Source organism: Paraburkholderia sp. J8-2 (assembly GCF_905220195.1).
Taxonomy (GTDB): domain Bacteria; phylum Pseudomonadota; class Gammaproteobacteria; order Burkholderiales; family Burkholderiaceae; genus Paraburkholderia.
Genome location: NZ_CAJMZA010000002.1, coordinates 112,840 through 129,804, shown reverse-complemented (window position 1 = coordinate 129,804; position 16,965 = coordinate 112,840). Strand labels below are relative to the sequence as shown.

The 16,965-nt window shown below is 66.3% G+C and carries 15 protein-coding genes and 1 pseudogene; 5 read left to right on the top strand and 11 right to left on the bottom strand.

From position 1 onward, the window contains the following. Positions 1 to 121 precede the first annotated feature (121 nt). Both dnaJ and pabB read left to right on the top strand, forming a co-directional pair. Complete coding sequence (gene dnaJ / locus U5A52_RS05880; protein WP_321913108.1) at positions 122 to 1,258, top strand: molecular chaperone DnaJ; 1,137 nt, start codon at positions 122 to 124, stop codon at positions 1,256 to 1,258. Positions 1,259 to 1,314: 56 nt separating this feature from the next. Beyond that, the gene (gene pabB, locus U5A52_RS05875) at positions 1,315 to 3,210 is read left to right on the top strand and encodes an aminodeoxychorismate synthase component I (RefSeq protein ID WP_321934244.1); all 1,896 of its coding nucleotides are present in this window, start codon (positions 1,315 to 1,317) and stop codon (positions 3,208 to 3,210) included. Between the two features lie 79 nt (positions 3,211 to 3,289). On the opposite strand, the gene panB is transcribed toward pabB, so the two are convergent. The 6 genes and pseudogenes from panB to hda form a co-directional block, all read right to left on the bottom strand. Continuing rightward, positions 3,290 to 4,105, bottom strand: a complete 816-nt coding sequence (gene panB, locus U5A52_RS05870; RefSeq protein WP_321913106.1) for a 3-methyl-2-oxobutanoate hydroxymethyltransferase — start codon at positions 4,103 to 4,105, stop codon at positions 3,290 to 3,292. A gap of 84 nt (positions 4,106 to 4,189) precedes the next feature. Then, positions 4,190 to 4,882 (bottom strand): deoxynucleoside kinase, encoded by a 693-nt coding sequence (locus tag U5A52_RS05865; protein WP_321913105.1) that lies wholly within the window; start codon positions 4,880 to 4,882, stop codon positions 4,190 to 4,192. Next, complete coding sequence (gene folK, locus U5A52_RS05860) at positions 4,879 to 5,418, bottom strand: 2-amino-4-hydroxy-6-hydroxymethyldihydropteridine diphosphokinase (RefSeq protein ID WP_321913104.1); 540 nt, start codon at positions 5,416 to 5,418, stop codon at positions 4,879 to 4,881. Before folK ends, U5A52_RS05865 begins: the two co-directional genes overlap by 4 nt. A gap of 72 nt (positions 5,419 to 5,490) precedes the next feature. Beyond that, entirely contained in the window at positions 5,491 to 7,122 is a 1,632-nt protein-coding gene (pcnB, locus tag U5A52_RS05855; protein WP_321913103.1) for a polynucleotide adenylyltransferase PcnB, read from the bottom strand. Next, a complete protein-coding gene (locus tag U5A52_RS05850) occupies positions 7,119 to 7,805 on the bottom strand; it encodes an HAD family hydrolase (protein ID WP_321913102.1) in 687 nt (228 codons plus the stop codon). Before U5A52_RS05850 ends, pcnB begins: the two co-directional genes overlap by 4 nt. Positions 7,806 to 8,413: 608 nt before the next feature. Next, positions 8,414 to 9,154: pseudogene (gene hda, locus U5A52_RS05845) on the bottom strand (DnaA regulatory inactivator Hda); the annotation flags it as partial. Positions 9,155 to 9,450: 296 nt separating this feature from the next. Between hda and purM the strand changes: the two are divergent. After that, complete coding sequence (gene purM / locus U5A52_RS05840) at positions 9,451 to 10,512, top strand: phosphoribosylformylglycinamidine cyclo-ligase (protein WP_321934243.1); 1,062 nt, start codon at positions 9,451 to 9,453, stop codon at positions 10,510 to 10,512. A 75-nt stretch (positions 10,513 to 10,587) separates the two neighbouring features. Here the strand turns inward: purM and kynA are convergent, their stop codons facing one another. Genes kynA through kynB form a run of 3 tightly spaced genes read right to left on the bottom strand, consistent with a single transcriptional unit; the run spans position 10,588 to position 13,492 of the window. Further along, positions 10,588 to 11,550 (bottom strand): tryptophan 2,3-dioxygenase, encoded by a 963-nt coding sequence (gene kynA / locus U5A52_RS05835; protein ID WP_321913100.1) that lies wholly within the window; start codon positions 11,548 to 11,550, stop codon positions 10,588 to 10,590. Between the two features lie 10 nt (positions 11,551 to 11,560). Beyond that, positions 11,561 to 12,811 (bottom strand): kynureninase, encoded by a 1,251-nt coding sequence (gene kynU / locus U5A52_RS05830; protein ID WP_321934242.1) that lies wholly within the window; start codon positions 12,809 to 12,811, stop codon positions 11,561 to 11,563. Between the two features lie 51 nt (positions 12,812 to 12,862). Continuing rightward, positions 12,863 to 13,492 carry an arylformamidase gene (gene kynB, locus U5A52_RS05825; protein ID WP_321934241.1) on the bottom strand — a complete coding sequence of 210 codons (630 nt, stop codon included), beginning with the start codon at positions 13,490 to 13,492 and terminating at the stop codon, positions 12,863 to 12,865. A gap of 130 nt (positions 13,493 to 13,622) precedes the next feature. Here kynB and U5A52_RS05820 point away from each other — a divergent pair, with 130 nt between their 5' ends. Further along, positions 13,623 to 14,129, top strand: a complete 507-nt coding sequence (locus tag U5A52_RS05820) for an Lrp/AsnC family transcriptional regulator (protein WP_028202039.1) — start codon at positions 13,623 to 13,625, stop codon at positions 14,127 to 14,129. A gap of 55 nt (positions 14,130 to 14,184) precedes the next feature. On the opposite strand, the gene U5A52_RS05815 is transcribed toward U5A52_RS05820, so the two are convergent. After that, positions 14,185 to 14,697 (bottom strand): flavin reductase family protein, encoded by a 513-nt coding sequence (locus tag U5A52_RS05815; protein WP_321913097.1) that lies wholly within the window; start codon positions 14,695 to 14,697, stop codon positions 14,185 to 14,187. Between the two features lie 192 nt (positions 14,698 to 14,889). Here U5A52_RS05815 and msrA point away from each other — a divergent pair, with 192 nt between their 5' ends. Further along, the gene (gene msrA, locus U5A52_RS05810; protein ID WP_321913096.1) at positions 14,890 to 15,438 is read left to right on the top strand and encodes a peptide-methionine (S)-S-oxide reductase MsrA; all 549 of its coding nucleotides are present in this window, start codon (positions 14,890 to 14,892) and stop codon (positions 15,436 to 15,438) included. Between the two features lie 51 nt (positions 15,439 to 15,489). On the opposite strand, the gene U5A52_RS05805 is transcribed toward msrA, so the two are convergent. Next, positions 15,490 to 16,857: a DUF72 domain-containing protein gene (locus U5A52_RS05805; RefSeq protein WP_415773660.1), complete on the bottom strand. Its 1,368-nt coding sequence runs from the start codon at positions 16,855 to 16,857 to the stop codon at positions 15,490 to 15,492. Between the last annotated feature and the right edge of the window lie 108 nt (positions 16,858 to 16,965).

Genomic DNA, 16,965 nt, shown 5'->3' with positions numbered 1-16,965 from the left:
GCCGCCGCGGCGCAAGAAGCGTCCGTGCGGATGTTCAAAGGAACGGCAAACGGGTCACGAGATCCAGCATTCAAGAGGAGCCGGCGCGCGCCGTGAAGCGCGAGGCCGGCGTTGAACCGATATGGCGAAACGGGATTACTACGAGGTTCTGGGCGTCGCGAAGAACGCGAGCGACGACGAAATCAAGAAGGCGTATCGCAAGCTCGCGATGAAGTACCACCCCGACCGCAATCCGGACAACAAGGATGCGGAAGAGCATTTCAAGGAGGCCAAAGAGGCCTATGAAATGCTGTCGGACTCGCAAAAGCGCGCGGCTTACGACCAGTACGGCCACGCCGGCGTCGATCCCAATATGGGCGGAGCCGGCGCGCAGGGTTTCGGCGGTTTCGCGGACGCTTTCGGCGACATCTTCGGCGATATCTTCGGCCAGGCCGCAGGCGGCGCACGCGGCGGCCAGCGCGCCGGCCCGCAGGTGTATCGCGGCGCGGACCTGCGCTACAGCATGGAAATCTCGCTGGAGCAGGCGGCGCACGGCTACGAGACGCAAATTCGCGTACCGGGCTGGAGCGGCTGTGAAGTCTGTCACGGCTCCGGCGCGAAGCCCGGCACGAAGCCCGAAACCTGCCCGACCTGCCATGGTTCGGGTTCGGTGCGCATGTCGCAGGGCTTCTTCAGCATTCAGCAGACCTGCCCGAAGTGCCACGGCACGGGTTCCTACATTCCTGAGCCGTGCACGAACTGTCACGGCGCGGGCAAGGTGAAGGAAACCAAGACGCTGGAAGTGAAGATTCCGGCGGGCATCGACGACGGCATGCGCATTCGCTCGGCCGGCAACGGCGAGCCAGGCATCAATGGCGGACCGTCGGGCGATCTGTACGTCGAGATTCACATCAAGCAGCACGCGGTGTTCGAGCGCGACGGCGACGACCTCCACTGCCAGATGCCGATTCCGTTCACCACGGCGGCGCTCGGCGGCGAGATCGAAGTGCCGACGCTCGCGGGCCGCGCGACCTTCACGGTGCCCGAAGGCACGCAGTCGGGCAAGACGTTCCGTTTGCGCGGCAAGGGCATCAAGGGTCTGCGTTCGAGCATCGCCGGCGATCTGTATGTGCACGTCCAGGTGGAAACGCCGGTCAAGCTCACCGATCACCAGCGCGAAATGCTTCAGCAGTTCGAAAAGTCGCTCGTGGAAGGCGGTTCGCGCCACAGCCCGCAGAGCAAGAGCTGGTTCGACCGCGTGAAGAGCTTCTTCGACTGATGCGCTTTTCCGGCGTCACCATGCAGTAAGCAGGTCAATGGCAGGTAGTTAGCGCAATGGCAGTCAATCCTGGCGGCGCGGCGGGTGCCGCAATTTTCGCGCTGCTCGACGACGGCGACTCGACTGCGGACAACCGCTCGAGCCGCCTCTACACGGGGTTCGTGCGCGAGCTTGCCTGCGAGCGCGCCGCGGATCTCGACGCGGTGTGTTCGCAAGTCAACGCTGAACTGAACGCGGGACTTCACGCGCTCGTGATTGGCGACTACGAGTTCGGGCGCGCGCTCGAATTCACGAAACGCGACACAGCTTCATCCATCGAAACGCAGCACGGCCACGCCGCGCTGCGTTTTTTATTGTTCGAACGCTGCGAAAAGCGCTCGCGCGACGAGGCCGATGCGTGGCTCGCGGCGCAAGAGGGCAACGAGGCACCCGCGCCGGCAGGCGTGGCGGGCGTGACGATCGGTGTCGATCGCGCGCGCTTCGAGCAGGACATCGCCGCCGTGCAGGACGCCTTGCGCGCGGGCGACTCGTATCAGATCAACTATACATATCGGCTCGGCTTCGAGGCGTATGGTTCGCAGCTCGCGCTTTACCGCCGCTTGCGTGAGCGTCAGCGTGTGCGTTACGGCGCGCTGATCGCGTTGCCGGGCGATCGTTGGGTGCTCTCGTGTTCGCCGGAGCTATTCGTGGAGAAGCGCGGCGAAACGTTGCGCGCGAAACCAATGAAGGGCACGGCGGCGCGTTGCGCCGACGCGCAGCAAGACGCCGCCGCCGCGCGTTTTCTCGCGAGCGATCCGAAGAACCGCGCTGAAAACGTGATGATCGTCGACCTGCTGCGCAACGACCTCTCGCGCGTCGCGCAAACCGGCTCGGTGCGCGTGCCGGCGCTCTTCAGCGTGGAGCCCTATGCTTCGGTCTGGCAGATGACCTCGACAGTGGAAGCGACGCTGCGCGAAGGCACGACATTCGCCGACGCCATGCGCGCGCTCTTTCCGTGCGGGTCGATCACGGGTGCGCCCAAGCACCGGACGATGGAGCTGATCGAAGCACTCGAGCATGCGCCGCGCGGGCTGTACACGGGCACGATAGGCTGGCTCGAAGCGCCGGCGGCAGACGAGACTTGCGGCGACTTTTGCCTCTCGGTCGTGATCCGCACGTTGACACTCGATGCGCCTTCCAGGGGCGCGGGAGGCGCGCGGCGCGGCGAAATGGGTGTAGGTGCGGGCATTGTGCTCGACAGCGTGGCCGCCGACGAATACGAGGAGTGCCGCTTGAAGGCCCGTTTTCTGACCGATGCCGATCCGGGTATCGAATGCTTCGAAACAATGTATGCGACACGTGCTGGCGGCGTGCGCCACGTGGAGCGTCATCTCGCGCGGCTCGCGGCGAGTGCTGCGTGGTTCGGTTTCCCATGCGACGTGCAAGCCATGCGCGCGCGCATCGACGAAACTTGCGCCACGTTTGCAGACGATCACGCGCCGCACCGTATGCGCCTCGCGCTCGGCAAGAGCGGGGCGGCCACGCTGACGAGCGCGCCGCTCGCCGCGCTCGCGCACGATATCGTGGGCGTGCTGCTCGCGCCCGACCACGGTTTTGCGCCGATCGAATCCGCCGACGCGCTGTTGCTGCGCAAGACCACACGCCGCGCCGAATTCGATCGCGCATGGCGCGAGGCCGAAGCGCTGGGCGGCTTCGACATGCTGTTCTTCAACGAGCGCGGCGAGCTGACCGAAGGCGGCCGTTCGAACGTCTTCGTGAAGCTGAACGGCAAGTGGTTCACGCCGCCGCTCGCCTCGGGCGTGCTGCCGGGCGTGATGCGCAGCGTGCTGCTCGACGACGAGACGTTCGGCGCACAAGAGCGCGTGCTTACGTGCGACGATGTGCTCAACGCCGAAGCCTTGATGCTGACGAACGCGCTGCGTGGCGCGGTGCCGGCGCGCTTGCAGCGATGAAGCAGCCATAGAACGCACCATATAAAAAGCGCGCTCAATCTGGAGCGCGCTTTTTTTTCTGCGAAGCAAAATCGCCGGATCAGAACACGTGTTCCGGGCCAGGGAACGTGCCTTCCTTCACCGCCTGCACATACGCGCGTACAGCCGATTCGATATCGGGCTGACCTGCCATGAAATCCTTCACGAAGCGCGGCCGCTTGCCGGGGAAAATGCCGAGCATGTCGTGCAGCACGAGCACCTGGCCCGAGCAGTCCACGCCCGCGCCAATGCCGATCGTCGGAATGCGCAACTGCTTCGTGACTTCCGCGCCGAGCCCCGCGGGCACGGCCTCGATCACCACGAGTTGAGCGCCCGCGTCCTGCAGCGCGAGTGCGTCGCGAATCAGCTGGGTGGCGGCCGCATCGCTCTTGCCCTGCACCTTGAAGCCGCCGAAGGCATGCACCGACTGGGGCGTAAGGCCGATGTGCGCGCACACGGGCACGGCGCGCTCCACGAGCATCTTCACCGTGGGCGCGAGCCATTCGCCGCCCTCGATCTTCACCATCTGCGCACCGGCGCGCATGAGTTTCACCGAGTTCGCGAACGCGTCTTCGGGCGTGCCGAAGGTGCCGAACGGCAGGTCTGCAACGATCAGTGCCTTGGTTTGCACACGCGCCACGCACGCCGTGTGATACGCGATGTCGTCGATAGTGACGGGCAGCGTCGTGCTGTGGCCCTGGAGCACGTTGCCGAGCGAGTCGCCGATCAGCACCGTATCGACGCCCGCGCGGTCGCACAGCGCCGAGAAGCTCGCGTCGTAGCAGGTCAGCATGGCGATGCGCTCGCCGGCGTCGCGCATGGCCTGGAGTTTGGGCACGGTGACCGCGCTGCGGCTCGTTTCCTGCAGGTAAGTCATGGGGAAATCCGTTGGGAAAGGGAAAAACGGGGAGGGGCTGCGCCGCTCGTTCGATCGATCGAGTCGATCGAGCCGTTGAAACGGCTATAGCGACGTGCCCTTGACGAAGGATTCCTTGCGGCCGCGCATCGTCTCGATACGTTCGGCAACGAGCGCGAGGTCCGCATCGGAATCGAGCAGATCCAGATGTTCCGCGCCGACGGTGAGCACCGGCGCATGATCGTAATGATAGAAAAAATCGTTGTAGCTGTCGCAGAGCGCACGCAGGAAGGCGCTCGAGATAGGCAGCTCGCGCGGTGTCGCCCGCTTCTGGATGCGCGCGTAGAGCGCCTCGGGGCTCGCCTGCAGGTAGACCACGAGGTCGGGTGCAGGCGCGGACGAAGTCAAACGCGAGGCGAGCGCGCGGTACAGCGGCAGTTCGTCTTCAGCGAGCGTGAGGCGTGCGAAGAGGTCGTTGCGTTCAGCGAGGAAGTTCGTGACGAGCGGCGCGTTCGTTGCCCGGCGCATGGCCACTTCGCGCGACAGCTGCTCGCGCTGCAAGGCGATATGCAACTGCGCGGCGAGCGCATGCGACGAAGGCGCGCTGTCGCGATAGACGCGTTCCAGAAACGGATTGTCTGCGTTCGATTCGAAGAGGGTCTGCATCGACCAGCGTTCGGCGAGGCGCGTGGCGAGCGTGGTCTTGCCCGCGCCGATCGGCCCTTCGATGACGATGTACTGGAGCGCCGCGGGCCGCGTGGCGCGCGCGCTGACGACGGGCAGGGGGGCCGTGCTCATCGGCAGTTGCCGGCGGGCGGCGTATCCGGCGCGGGCGCTGTGCCCATGCACTGGCACAGCGGCTTGACCTTCTCGATGCGCTGGTCGGCCACGGCGGCGAGAAACGCGCTGGCAGGCCCCAGGCCCGGAATCACGAGTTCGGGATCGATCTCGACGAGCGGCACGAGTGCGAATGCGCGGCCCGTCATGCGCGGATGCGGCACGACAAGGTCGGTTTCGTCGATGGAGGCGCTGCCGTAAATCAGGATGTCGATGTCGAGCGTGCGGGGCGCGTTGCGAAAGGGACGCTCCCGGCCGAAGTGATGCTCCACGCGCTGGCAAAGCGCGAGCAGCGCGTGAACGTCGAGACTCGTCTCGATCTTCACGACGCAGTTGTAATAGTCGTCGCCGCCCGCGTCGATGGGCGCGGTGCGGTACAGACTCGATTTGGCGACGACGGTGAGGGTGTGCTGTTGTGCGAGGCACACCACCGCGTCTTTGAGGGTTTGGCGCGCATCCCCCAGATTCGCGCCAATTCCCAGCCAGGCAACCGTCATGGCTTCACTTCCTGCGACTTTTGTTGCTGTTCGACACATGTGCATCGCGGCTTGCCGCGACGCCGCACGGCGTCAGTCCTCATGCGGACCGGTGTGGCCGTCATAGTCTGCACTGCTGGCTTCCTGCTCGTCACCGCCTGCGTCGGCTTCCGACGCAGCACCTTCACCCGTTCTGCGGCTTTTCGCGCCGCCGCGGCGGCGGCGCTTGCGCGGCGAGCGTTCCTTGCCGCCCTGCGAGAGCAGCGCCTCGCGCGCGGCGATATCGCCGGAAATGAAGTCCGTCCACCATTGGCCGATTTCGGCGTCCAGTTCGCCCGATTCGCAGCGCAGCAGGAGGAAATCATACCCTGCTCTAAATCTTTGGTGTTCCAGCAGCTTGAGCGCGCCGCGGCCTCGCTTTTCAAGGCGCAGCTGCAGGCCCCAGATCTCGCGCATGTCCGACGAGAAGCGGCGATGGATCGCGAGCTTCTCTGTTTGCGCGTCGATTACGTCGTCCATCGCGCGATGCAGCGCCGGCACCGGGATTTCGCCCGCAGCCGTGTACTGTTGCCAGCGCTGCTGCACGTCGTGCCAAAGCAGCGTGGCGAACAGGAAGCCCGGCGACACCGGCTTGCCCGCGCGCACGCGCGCGTCGGTGTTTGAGAGCGCGAGCGTGATGAAACGCTCGCCCTGCGGCTGCTCGAGAATTACGTCGAGGAGCGGCAGGAGGCCATGATGCAGGCCTTCCTTGCGCAGCCACCGCAGGCACTCGAGCGCGTGGCCCGAGAGCAGCAGCTTGAGCATCTCGTCGAACAGACGCGCCGCAGGCACGTTGTTGATGAGGTCCGCGAGCTTCGTGATCGGCTCGCGCGTATTCTCCTCGATCTCGAAGCCGAGCTTCGCCGCGAAACGCACGACGCGCATCATGCGCACCGGGTCTTCGCGGTAGCGCGTGGCCGGGTCGCCGATCATGCGCAACAGGCGCGCGCGCATGTCGGCCATCCCGTTGTGATAGTCGAGCACCGTCTGCGTGGCCGGATCGTAGTACATCGCGTTGATCGTGAAGTCGCGGCGCGTGGCGTCTTCGTGCTGCTCGCCCCAGACGTTGTCGCGCAGCACCCGGCCGCTCGCATCGACGGCGTGGGTCTTGCGGTCGAGCTCGTCGCGGCGCATGCGCTTCGCGGGCGCCGGAGCGGGCGCGGCATCGGCGGGCGGGGCGTCCACCAGCGCGCGGAACGTCGAGACCTCGATGATTTCCTGGCCGAACTGCACGTGCACGATCTGGAAGCGCCGGCCGATGATGCGCGCGCGACGGAACAGCTTCTGCACCTGGTCGGGCGTGGCGTCGGTGGCCACGTCGAAGTCCTTCGGCGCGACGCCGAGCAGCAGGTCGCGCACCGCGCCGCCCACGATGAACGCACGGAAGCCCGCTTGCTGCAGGCCTTCGGTCACGCGCACGGCGTTGCGCGAGATGAGCGCGGGGTTGATGCCGTGGACGTCGGCGGAAAGGATGACGGGCGTGGCCGGATCGGGCGCGCCTTTGCTGCCGCGCGGCTTCGACGTTTTCTGCGCGCTGGCCGGTTTGCGGCGCGCGCGGGTCGCGCCGGCAGCGGCGGCCGCGCCTTCATGCGAGGCCGTGTGCGGATCGGCGGCGGGGGCTTCGGTGTCTTGCGCCGCTTCGGCGTCGTCCTGGCCGAACAGCTTGCGGATGAGTTTCTTGATCACTGGGCTTGGAACAAATCGAGGATGCGCCAGCCCGCTTGTTGCGCGTGAGCGCGCAGGGTGTCGTCGGGGTTGGTGGCGATCGGGTCGGTGACTTTTTCGAGCAGCGGGATGTCGTTGTGCGAGTCGCTATAGAAGTAGCTGTGCTCGAAGTCCGACCAGCTTTTGCCAAGCGACGCGAGCCAGGCTTCGACACGCACGATCTTGCCTTCGCGGTAGCTCGGCGTGCCCGTCGGGCGGCCGGTGAAGGCCGATGCCGGATGGCCGTCCACGGTTTCGACTTCGCACGCGATCAGCTTGTCCACGCCGAACACCTCGGCGATGGGCGCCGTGATGAACTCGTTGGTGGCCGTGACCACGCAGCAAAGATCGCCCGCTTCCTTGTGCTTCTTCACGAGTTCGACCGCGCTCGGCAGGATGGTCGGCTTGATCACCTCGTGCATGTACTGGTCGTGCCATTCCTTCAACTGCGCGCGAGAATATTTCGCGAGCGGCGTGAGCATGGCGACGAGGTACGCGTGGATGTCGAGCTTGCCGGCCTTGTAGTCGGCATAGAAGCGGTCGTTTTGCTCCGCAAAGCGCTCGCCGTCGACAATGCCGAGCTTCACCATGAAGCGGCCCCATTCGTGGTCGCTGTCGGTGGGGATCAGGGTGTGATCGAGGTCAAAAAGTGCAAGGTTAGCCATGGGCGCTCATTTTACTTGAAGCGGGGGACGCCGTTGCCGCCGCCGGCGGGCGGCGTCGGCGCGGCGGGGTCCGCGGGGGATTCGGGTGCGGGAGGCGTCTCGCTTGCGGCGGACGATTCGCTGTCTTGCACGTGGGACGGATCGGGCGTTGCCGGCGCTTGCGCCGATGTTTCTTGCGGCGCTTCACCGGTGCTCACGGCGACGCTTGCCCCGCTGGCGGCGCTCCCGCCCGGCGGATCGAGATCGCCGCGCAGCTCGCCGGTCATTTCGTTGCTCACGTCGGCTTCGACTTCGCCCTTGAGGTCCGTGCCCAGTTCCTTGTGGACGACGTGACGGTATTTGGCCCCTAATTCGCCTTCGACGTTGTCGGTCGGTTTGTCGAAGGGCACGGGCGCCTGTGCGCGTGCCTGCAGGGCCGGTGCTTTCGGCGCTTCGTAGGGCTGGGCGTCGTCGTCGGGCTCTGCCGCGGGCGAAGGCGGCGCGGTCGGCGCATCGAGACCGGCGAGTTGCGCCTGCGCCACGATTTCTTCATCCGGAGCCGCGTCGCGTTCGTCTGCTTCGTCTGCTTCGTCCGCTTGTGCCGCTTCGTTCGTTGGCGTCGGTTCTTCACCGGGAAGCGCATCGTCTGTCGCCGGCGTGCTCGCTACGCTCACCAGATCGCCCACGCCGTTGGCGAGCATCGTGCGCAAGAGGGGCAGCGTCACCGCGCGCTTCTGTTCGAGCGAGAAGCGGTCGAGCGCGTCGAGCAGGCCCATGAGGCTCGGCATGTCGCGCCGGAAGTGCGTGAGCAGGTAGGCGGGCACGTCGTCGGCGAGCGCAATGCCGCGCTCGCGTGCGGCGAGCTTGAGGATCGCCGCCTTGCCTTCGTCGGAGAGCGGCGCGAGGTGGAACACGAGGCCCCAGCCGAGGCGCGTGCGCAGGTCCTCGCGCACGGCGAGACCCATGGGCGGCGCGTTGCCCGTCGCGACGAGCGCGCAGCTCGGGTAGGAGCGCACCTCGTTGAACAGGTTGAAGAGCGCGATCTGCTGCGCGCCCGAGAGCGAATCGCAGTCGTCCACCGCGTAGATCGTCACGCGCGGATCGAACGTGAACGCGGCCAGCGCGCTTTGCGGGCCCAGATAGCGCACGTGGCCCGGCGGCGCCTCGTCGGCGAGCGCGTGCAGCAGATGGCTGCGCCCGTTGCCCGGTTCGCCCCAGACGTAGAACGTGCGATCGGCGACCGGGCACGCGGTGAGCGCCGCGTCCAGACCGCGCAGGCGCGCGACCAGCTCGGCGTTGGCGCCGATATGGAAGTTGTCGAAGGTCGATGGCGGCGGGGTGCCGAGATCGAGCGTTAACTGTCGCTGCACGGTGTGTCTGGACGGAATCGGTTCTAGTAAAGCGTGCTCTCGCGAGAACTGCGCTGAGATCTGCGGAGATCACTGAGCCGCGAGCGCCGCAGCACGTGGCCGAGGGCGAGCGCGATCCCGGTCCAGATTGCGGCCCGACGCGGGTACTGCGCGAAATACAGTGTGTTCTGCGGCAAAACTCGGTTTCCGGTGGTGGGGCGTCAAGCGAGGCGCGTTCCAAATCTCGCTCCACCCGCGGCGGCGGGGCGCCGTCAATCGGTTAAAATCGCATTTTACCGACCTTCTGGCGCTTCCCCATGAATCAACCGAAATCCGGCCCCGCTAATCAGCCCCAAGGCCTCTCTTACGCCGACGCGGGCGTGGACATGGTCGCGGGTGACGCGCTCGTCGACCGCATCAAGCCCTTTGCGAAGAAGACCCTGCGCGAAGGCGTGATGGGCGGCATCGGCGGTTTCGGCGCGCTCTTCGAAGTGCCGAAGAAGTACAAGGAGCCCGTGCTCGTCTCGGGCACCGACGGCGTGGGCACCAAGCTGCGCCTCGCATTTCATCTGAACAAACACGACACGGTCGGCCAGGATCTCGTCGCGATGAGCGTGAACGACATCCTCGTGCAGGGCGCCGAGCCGCTGTTCTTCCTCGACTACTTTGCCTGCGGCAAGCTGGACGTCGATACGGCGGCCACCGTCGTGAAGGGCATCGCGCAAGGCTGCGAGCTGTCGGGCTGCGCGCTGATCGGCGGCGAAACGGCCGAAATGCCGGGCATGTACCCCGACGGCGAATACGATCTGGCCGGTTTCGCGGTGGGCGCGGTCGAAAAGAGCAAGATCATCGACGGCAGCACGATCGTCCCGGGCGACGTGGTGCTCGGTCTCGCTTCGAGCGGCATCCACTCGAACGGCTTCTCGCTCGTGCGCAAGATCATTGAGCGCGCACAGCCTGACCTCGCCGCCGACTTCGACGGCCGCTCGCTCGCCGACGCGCTGATGGCCCCCACGCGCATCTACGTGAAGCCGCTGCTCAAGCTGATGGAAACCATCACCGTGAAGGGCATGGCGCACATCACGGGCGGCGGCCTCGTCGAGAACATTCCGCGCGTGCTGCGCGAAGGCCTCACGGCTGAGCTGGATCACGCGGCATGGCCGCTGCCGCCGCTCTTCACGTGGCTGCAACAGCACGGCGGCGTGGCCGATGCGGAAATGCACCGCGTATTCAACTGCGGTATTGGCATGGCCGTGATCGTGGCGGCGGATCAAGCCGATGCGGCTCTTGCGCTGCTGGCCGCTGCGGGCGAGCAAGTGTGGAAGATCGGCGTGGTGCGCGAAAGCAAGGAAGGCGAAGCGCAGACCGTGGTGGTCTAAGCCTCACGCGTTGCCGCGCAAAAAAATGCCCGCCATCGATGGCGGGCATTTTTCGTTTGGGCGTAGCGAAATGCGTTACAGCACCGTGCGCACGTGCCAAAGCTCGGGGAACAGCACGACGTCGAGCATCTTGCGCAGATACGGCGCGCCGTTCGTGCCGCCCGTGCCTTGCTTGAAGCCGATGATGCGCTCGACCGTCGTCACGTGGCGAAAGCGCCATTGACGGAACGCGTCTTCGAGATCGACGAGTTCTTCGGCCATTTCGTACAAATCCCAGTACTCCGAAGGATTGCGATACACCTCGAGCCACGCCGCCTCGACCGTGGGGTCGTGTTCGGTCGGCCGCGACCAGTCACGGTTCAGGCGCTCGGGTGCGATGGCAAAGCCGCGCCGCGCGAGCAGGCGAATCACTTCGTCGTAGAACGAGGGCGCTTCGAGCGTCGCTTTGACCTGCTCGAAAATCTCGCCCCGATGCTCGTGCGGCTTGAGCATCTGCGCGTTCTTGTTGCCGAGCAGGAATTCGATCTGCCGGTACTGGTACGACTGGAAGCCCGACGACGCGCCCAGGTACGGCCGCATGGCCGTGTACTCGGAGGGCGTGAGCGTCGAGAGGACGTTCCACGCCTGCACGAGCTGCTCCATGATGCGCGAGACGCGCGCAAGCTGCTTGAACGCGGGCGGCAGCGCGTCGCGATGCACGTTGGCGAGTGCCGCGCGCAGCTCGTAGAGCGCGAGCTTCATCCACAGCTCGCTCGTTTGATGCTGCACGATGAACAGCATCTCGTTGTGGTCGGGCGAAAGCGGGTGCTGCGCATTGAGCACGGCGTCGAGCGCGAGGTAGTCGCCGTAGCTCATCGACTTCGAGAAGTCGAGTTGCGCGTCGTGCCAGCCTTCGCCTTGCGCCGCTTGTTCGGGCGCTTGCGCCGTCGGCGCGACCGCGCCGTGTCCGAACGGGCAGCCGCCGCGTGCGGCGGCTGTGGTTGCACCCGCGGTTTCACCGGCGTCGGGCATGCCTGGGACTTGCATGTGATCGTTCATCTGCCGCTCCTCAGGTCACCGCGCCGCGCTCGGCGAATTCGGGCTTGCGCCAGGCTTCGGTGGCGAGCACATCGCGCAGCGTTTCCACGGCGTCCCACACATCGACGTAACGCAGATACAGCGGCGTGAAGCCGAAGCGCAGCACGCGCGGCTCGCGATAATCGCCGATCACGCCGCGCGCGATCAACGCCTGCATCACCTCATAGCCGTGCGGATGCTCGAAGCTCACGTGCGAGCCGCGCTGCGTATGAGCGCGCGGCGTGACGAGCGTGAGGCCGTATTCCTTGCAGCGCGTCTCGACCAGTTCGATGAAGCGGTCCGTGAGCGCGAGCGACTTGCGTCGAATGGCCTGCATGTCGGTTTGCAGGAACACGTCGAGACCGCATTCGACGAGCGCCATCGAAATGATCGGCTGCGTGCCGCAGAGGTAGCGGGCGATGCCGTCGTCGGGGCGGTACACGGGGTTCATCTCGAACGGCGACTTATGCCCCCACCAGCCCGAAAGCGGCTGCGAGAACGCGCTCTGGTGGCGCCTGGGCACCCACACGAAGCCGGGCGAGCCGGGGCCGCCGTTCAGGTACTTGTAGGTGCAGCCCACGGCGTAGTCGGCGTTCGCGCCGTTCAGGTCGACGGGCACCGCGCCCGCCGAATGCGCGAGATCCCACAGTGCGAGCGCGCCTTGTGCGTGAATATGCTCGGTGAGCGCGCGCATGTCGTGCATCTCGCCCGTGCGGTAGTTCACGTGCGTGATCATTGCCACCGCCACGTCTTCGCGGATGGCGGCGCGCAGCTCGGAAGGATCGTCGACGAGGCGCAGTTCATAGCCGCGGTCAAGCTGCTCGATGAGCCCTTGCGCGATGTACAGGTCGCTCGGGAAGTTCGAGCGCTCCGACACGATCACACGGCGCTTCGGGTCGCGCGCGTTCTGCACGCGCAGCGCGGCGGAAAGCGCCTTGAAGAGATTGATCGAGATGGTGTCGGTGACGACGACTTCGTCATCGGCCGCGCCGATCAGCTTCGCGAGCTTGTTGCCAAGGCGCTTGGGCATGGCGAACCAGCCCGCCGTGTTCCAGCTGCGGATGAGGCCTTCGCCCCATTCGCCGCCGATCACGGCCTGCGCGCGCGCGGCCGAGGCCGAGGGCGGCACGCCGAGCGAGTTGCCGTCGAGATAGATGGTGCCGGCCGCGAGCGTGAATTGCTCGCGCAGGGCGGCGAGCGGATCGGCGCGATCGGCTGCCAGGGCTTCGTTGCGGTCGTTCATGTCTGCGTTTCGTGATGTGGCGGGTTTAGCGGGGGTTGGGTCGGCGGCGGCTCAAGGCAACGCGCGCAGCACGGCGCGCACGGGGCTTGCGTCGAGCGTCGCAAACTTCAGCGGCAGTGCGATCAGTTCGTAGTCGCCGGGCGTGACGTCGTCGAGCACGATGCCTTCGAGGATCGCCATGCCATGCGCGCGGATGCGGTGATGCGCGTCCATCGTCTTCGATTCCTGCGGGTCGAGCGAAGGCGTGTCGATGCCGATGAGACGCACGCCGTGCGCGGCCAGCAGATCGATCGTTTCCGGCGCGACGGCGCAAAACTTGCTGTCCCAGTGGTCCTGCGGCGCGTGCGCATAGGTGCGCAGCAGCACGCGCGGCGGGATGCCGGGCAGCGCGGCTTCCACGTGTTCAGGCAGCACGAGGGGCGCTGCGCCCACGCAATGAATCACGCGGCACGCACCGATATACGTGTCGAGCGGTACTTCGCCGATCGGCGCGCCTTCGGCGTCGTAGTGCAGCGGGGCGTCGGTGTGCGCGCCGGTGTGCGGCGACAGCGTCACGCGCGCGACGTTGACCGGCGAGCCCGCCTCCATGCGCCAGACGCGCTCGACGCTCACAGGCGTATCGCCGGGCCAGACGGGCGTTTCGGGGCGAATCTGAGGGGAAATGTCTTTGATCTGCGTCATGTCGGTGACGATGTCTCTCCTGATGCTTCGAATGATAGGCAACCCTGCGCGAAATGTGCTTGCGAAAAAAACGCCGCAAACTCCCGTTGTTGGCACATAATTTGTCTTAAGACGGGAATGGAGACCAAATATGAACGCAATCTCGCTTGATGCTACCGATTGCCGTATTCTCGCCGTGCTACAGAACGAGGGGCGGATCAGCAATCTCGACCTTGCGGAGCGCATTTCGCTCTCGCCATCGGCATGCCTGCGCCGTTTGCGGCTGCTCGAGGAGCAGGGCGTGGTGGAGCGTTACCGCGCGAGTCTGAACCGGGAGATTCTCGGCTTCGAGATGGAGGCTTTCGTGCAGGTGTCGATGCGCAACGACCAGGAGAGCTGGCACGAGCGTTTCGTCACGGCGCTGCGCGACTGGCCGGAGGTGGTGGGGGCGTATGTGGTGACGGGCGAGACGCACTACCTGCTGCGCGTGCTCGCGCACAACCTCAAGCACTACTCGGACTTCGTGCTCAACAAGCTGTACAAGGCGCCGGGGGTGATGGACATACGCTCGAACATCGTGCTCACGACGCTCAAGGTGGAAGTGGGCGTGCCGGTGGACCTGATCGCGCAGCGCGAGCCCAAGAGCGCGCCGGCGTAAAACAACAAGGCGCGACAAGGCGCGACAAGGCGCGCTCAGCGCCTTATCGGATATTTCAGAGCGACTGGAGCCGGTGGAACGCGCCGCCGTGGAACACGAGCGGCGAAGCGTCGGTGCCGTCCTCGCGCACGCCGCAGCGCTCCACTTCTCCGACGAAAATCACGTGGTCGCCTTCGTCGTAGCGGCTGCGGTTGTGGCACTCGAACCACGCGATCGCGCCGTCCAGCACGGGCATGCCGGTGTCGCTGGCCGCGTGCGAGACACCCTCGAAGCGGTCGCCCTTCACGGTCGCAAAACGCTTGCACAGGTCGAGCTGCGACGCGGCGAGCACATTGATCACATAATGGCTGTTCGAGCGGAACACGGGCATGGAAGCCGAGCGCGTGGCGAGACTCCACAGCACGAGCGGCGGATTGAGCGAGACCGAGTTGAACGAGCTGGCCGTAATGCCGATGAGCGTGCCGTCGGGCGCGCGCGTCGTGATCACGGTCACGCCGGTGGCGAACTGGCCAAGCGCGCGGCGAAATGCGCCGTCGTCGAAGTTGGGCGGGCTGGCGCGGCGGGTCATCGGGGCAGGCCTTCACGGGCCGCGCGCGCGGCGGCGGGAGCAGAAATCGGGATCAACGTCATGTGGAAATTCGGCGAATTGTCACAATTTTAGCGGAAGCGGCGGATGGCGGGTCGCGCGGGGCACCGCGCTGTGGTGTCCGAGGCGAGGCCCGTAACCGCGTCCGCAATCACGATCAAAGGAGCGAACAGCATGAGTCAGACAGTCGAAACGGCCACCCTGGGCGGCGGATGCTTCTGGTGCCTGGAGGCGGTGTATCTGCGCGTGGAGGGCGTCAATGCCGTGGAGTCGGGCTACGCGGGCGGCCACGCGGCGAACCCGAGCTACGAGCAGGTCTGCGACGGCGAGACCGGTCACGCCGAGGTCGTGAAGGTGGACTTCGATCCCGCGAAGATCAGCTATCGTGAGATTCTCGACATCTTTTTCGCGATTCACGATCCCACGCAGCTGAACCGCCAAGGCAACGACGTGGGCACGCAATACCGCTCGGTGATCTTCACGCACTCCGAGGCGCAGCGCGAAACGGCCGAGCAGGCGATTCGCGAACTGGCCGCCGAGGGCGTGTACGACGGCAAGATCGTCACCCAGGTGCTGCCGCTCGACGGCAACTATTTCCCCGCCGAGGCGTACCACCAGAACTACTTCGCGCAACACCCGAACCAGGGCTATTGCTCGTTCGTGGTCGCGCCGAAGGTCGCGAAATTCCGCCAGAAGTTCGCGCACCGGCTCAAGCCGGAATAAGCGCGAGCTGGCGCGCGAGGTTTCGATACCGAGGTTTCGATGCCGCGCGCGTCAGTTTTCGTTTTGTTCTTCTTCCTGCGCGCCGGGCGATGCGTCGTCCGGCGTCGCGTCGTGCGCGGCTTCCGGCGCCATTTCCCCGCGTAAGCGTTCCATCTCTTCCGCAATCGCCCGCGCGAGCTTCGCGCACGTGAGCGGTGCCGATCCTTCCGCCTTATTGTTCGTCGTGATCAGCACGGGCTGGCCCGCCATCGCGTAGCGTGCGGCGAGTTCCGCGAGCGTAACGCGCGTGTGCGGGTCTTCGTCCACCAGCTTGTCGAACGGCTCGTAGCGCGCCTTCGCCTGTTCGTACTTGAAGCCGCTATGCAGGCTCCAGCGCACGATCAGCGGGCCGGCCGGCGCTTCACCGTCCATCAGCGCGAGCGCGGCGGCCTGGCGCAGCGGGTCCGGCATGCGGGCGTGCAGGCCCACGCAGTAGCGCACGCCCGCGGCGCGCAGCGTGCGCACGAAGCGCGGCGTGAGCAGGATCGCGTCGCGAATCTCGACGGCGTAGCAGGGACCGTCGCCGGCTGCGCAGGGCTCGGGTGGTTTGGGCAGGGGCGGCAGCGCGGCGAGGAAGGCGGTCAGCCGTTCGACGAACACCGCCGGGTCGGCCAGCAGCTGATCGGGCAGCGGCGGGAACTGGAACACGAGCGCGCCTGCCTTGCTGCCAAGCCCTGCGAGGCACGGCTCGACGAATTCGCGCGCAGCCAGCTCCGCATTGAGAAAGCACGGGTTCGCCGAGACGGGCTCGCCACGTTCGCCGCGCACACTGGCGTCGGTGACGAGCGCCGGCGCCTTGACGATGAAGCGGAAGTGGTCCGGCACCTGCTGCGCGTAGCGCAGGTAATCGGTGACGGTGAGCGGCGCGTAAAACGAGCGGTCGATGCTGACCGAGCGCAGCAGCGGATGCGCGCCGTATGCCGAGAGGCCGTCGCGGGCGAGCTTGGACTGGCTGTAGTCCTCGCCGTAGACAATGCCGCGCCAGCCGGGAAACGACCACGACGAGGTGCCGAGCCGCACGCTCGCGGGCAGCGCGGCGGCGACGTCGAGCGTGTCTTGCGTGGCCACGGCGGGCAGCACGCCGTGGCCGCGGCGCTTGGGGGCGTCGCTGCTGGGCGCAGGCTTCTTCAGAGGTTTAGGGCGCGGCTCGCCTTCATCGCGCGCTTCGACTGCGGCGTCGTCGTCGCGCGTGGCGCGGGCGGGGCGCTGGCTCGCGGATTTCGCGGCGGGCTTTGGCGCAGGCACCGGCGCCGAAAAGCCGAACAAGTCGGGTTGCGGCTCGGCGCGGGCTTCGGCTTTCGGCGTGTTGTGGCGTGCGACCGGGCGCGCAGCCGGGCGTGCGGCGTCGAGTCCGGGTTCGTTGGCCGACCCAATCTTCATGTCGCCAAACAGGTCGTGGCCGTCGTCGCGATCGTTCATGCAGTGGCGTCTTGATGGCGGTCGTGGGGCGAAGCCGCCTGAGTCGGGCGCAACTGCGGGGACAGTCGA

What these genes read in the sequence shown, in the direction of transcription:
- msrA (WP_321913096.1), top strand. Translation starts at nt 14,890, where the DNA reads ATGAGTCAGACAGTCGAAACGGCCACCCTGGGCGGCGGATGCTTCTGG.
- pabB (WP_321934244.1), top strand. Translation starts at nt 1,315, where the DNA reads ATGGCAGTCAATCCTGGCGGCGCGGCGGGTGCCGCAATTTTCGCGCTG.
- kynB (WP_321934241.1), bottom strand. Translation starts at nt 13,492, where the DNA reads ATGACGCAGATCAAAGACATTTCCCCTCAGATTCGCCCCGAAACGCCC.
- kynA (WP_321913100.1), bottom strand. Translation starts at nt 11,550, where the DNA reads ATGAACGATCACATGCAAGTCCCAGGCATGCCCGACGCCGGTGAAACC.
- purM (WP_321934243.1), top strand. Translation starts at nt 9,451, where the DNA reads ATGAATCAACCGAAATCCGGCCCCGCTAATCAGCCCCAAGGCCTCTCT.
- panB (WP_321913106.1), bottom strand. Translation starts at nt 4,105, where the DNA reads ATGACTTACCTGCAGGAAACGAGCCGCAGCGCGGTCACCGTGCCCAAA.
- U5A52_RS05815 (WP_321913097.1), bottom strand. Translation starts at nt 14,697, where the DNA reads ATGACCCGCCGCGCCAGCCCGCCCAACTTCGACGACGGCGCATTTCGC.
- folK (WP_321913104.1), bottom strand. Translation starts at nt 5,418, where the DNA reads ATGACGGTTGCCTGGCTGGGAATTGGCGCGAATCTGGGGGATGCGCGC.
- dnaJ (WP_321913108.1), top strand. Translation starts at nt 122, where the DNA reads ATGGCGAAACGGGATTACTACGAGGTTCTGGGCGTCGCGAAGAACGCG.
- kynU (WP_321934242.1), bottom strand. Translation starts at nt 12,811, where the DNA reads ATGAACGACCGCAACGAAGCCCTGGCAGCCGATCGCGCCGATCCGCTC.
- U5A52_RS05850 (WP_321913102.1), bottom strand. Translation starts at nt 7,805, where the DNA reads ATGGCTAACCTTGCACTTTTTGACCTCGATCACACCCTGATCCCCACC.
- U5A52_RS05820 (WP_028202039.1), top strand. Translation starts at nt 13,623, where the DNA reads ATGAACGCAATCTCGCTTGATGCTACCGATTGCCGTATTCTCGCCGTG.
- U5A52_RS05865 (WP_321913105.1), bottom strand. Translation starts at nt 4,882, where the DNA reads ATGAGCACGGCCCCCCTGCCCGTCGTCAGCGCGCGCGCCACGCGGCCC.
- U5A52_RS05805 (WP_415773660.1), bottom strand. Translation starts at nt 16,857, where the DNA reads ATGAAGATTGGGTCGGCCAACGAACCCGGACTCGACGCCGCACGCCCG.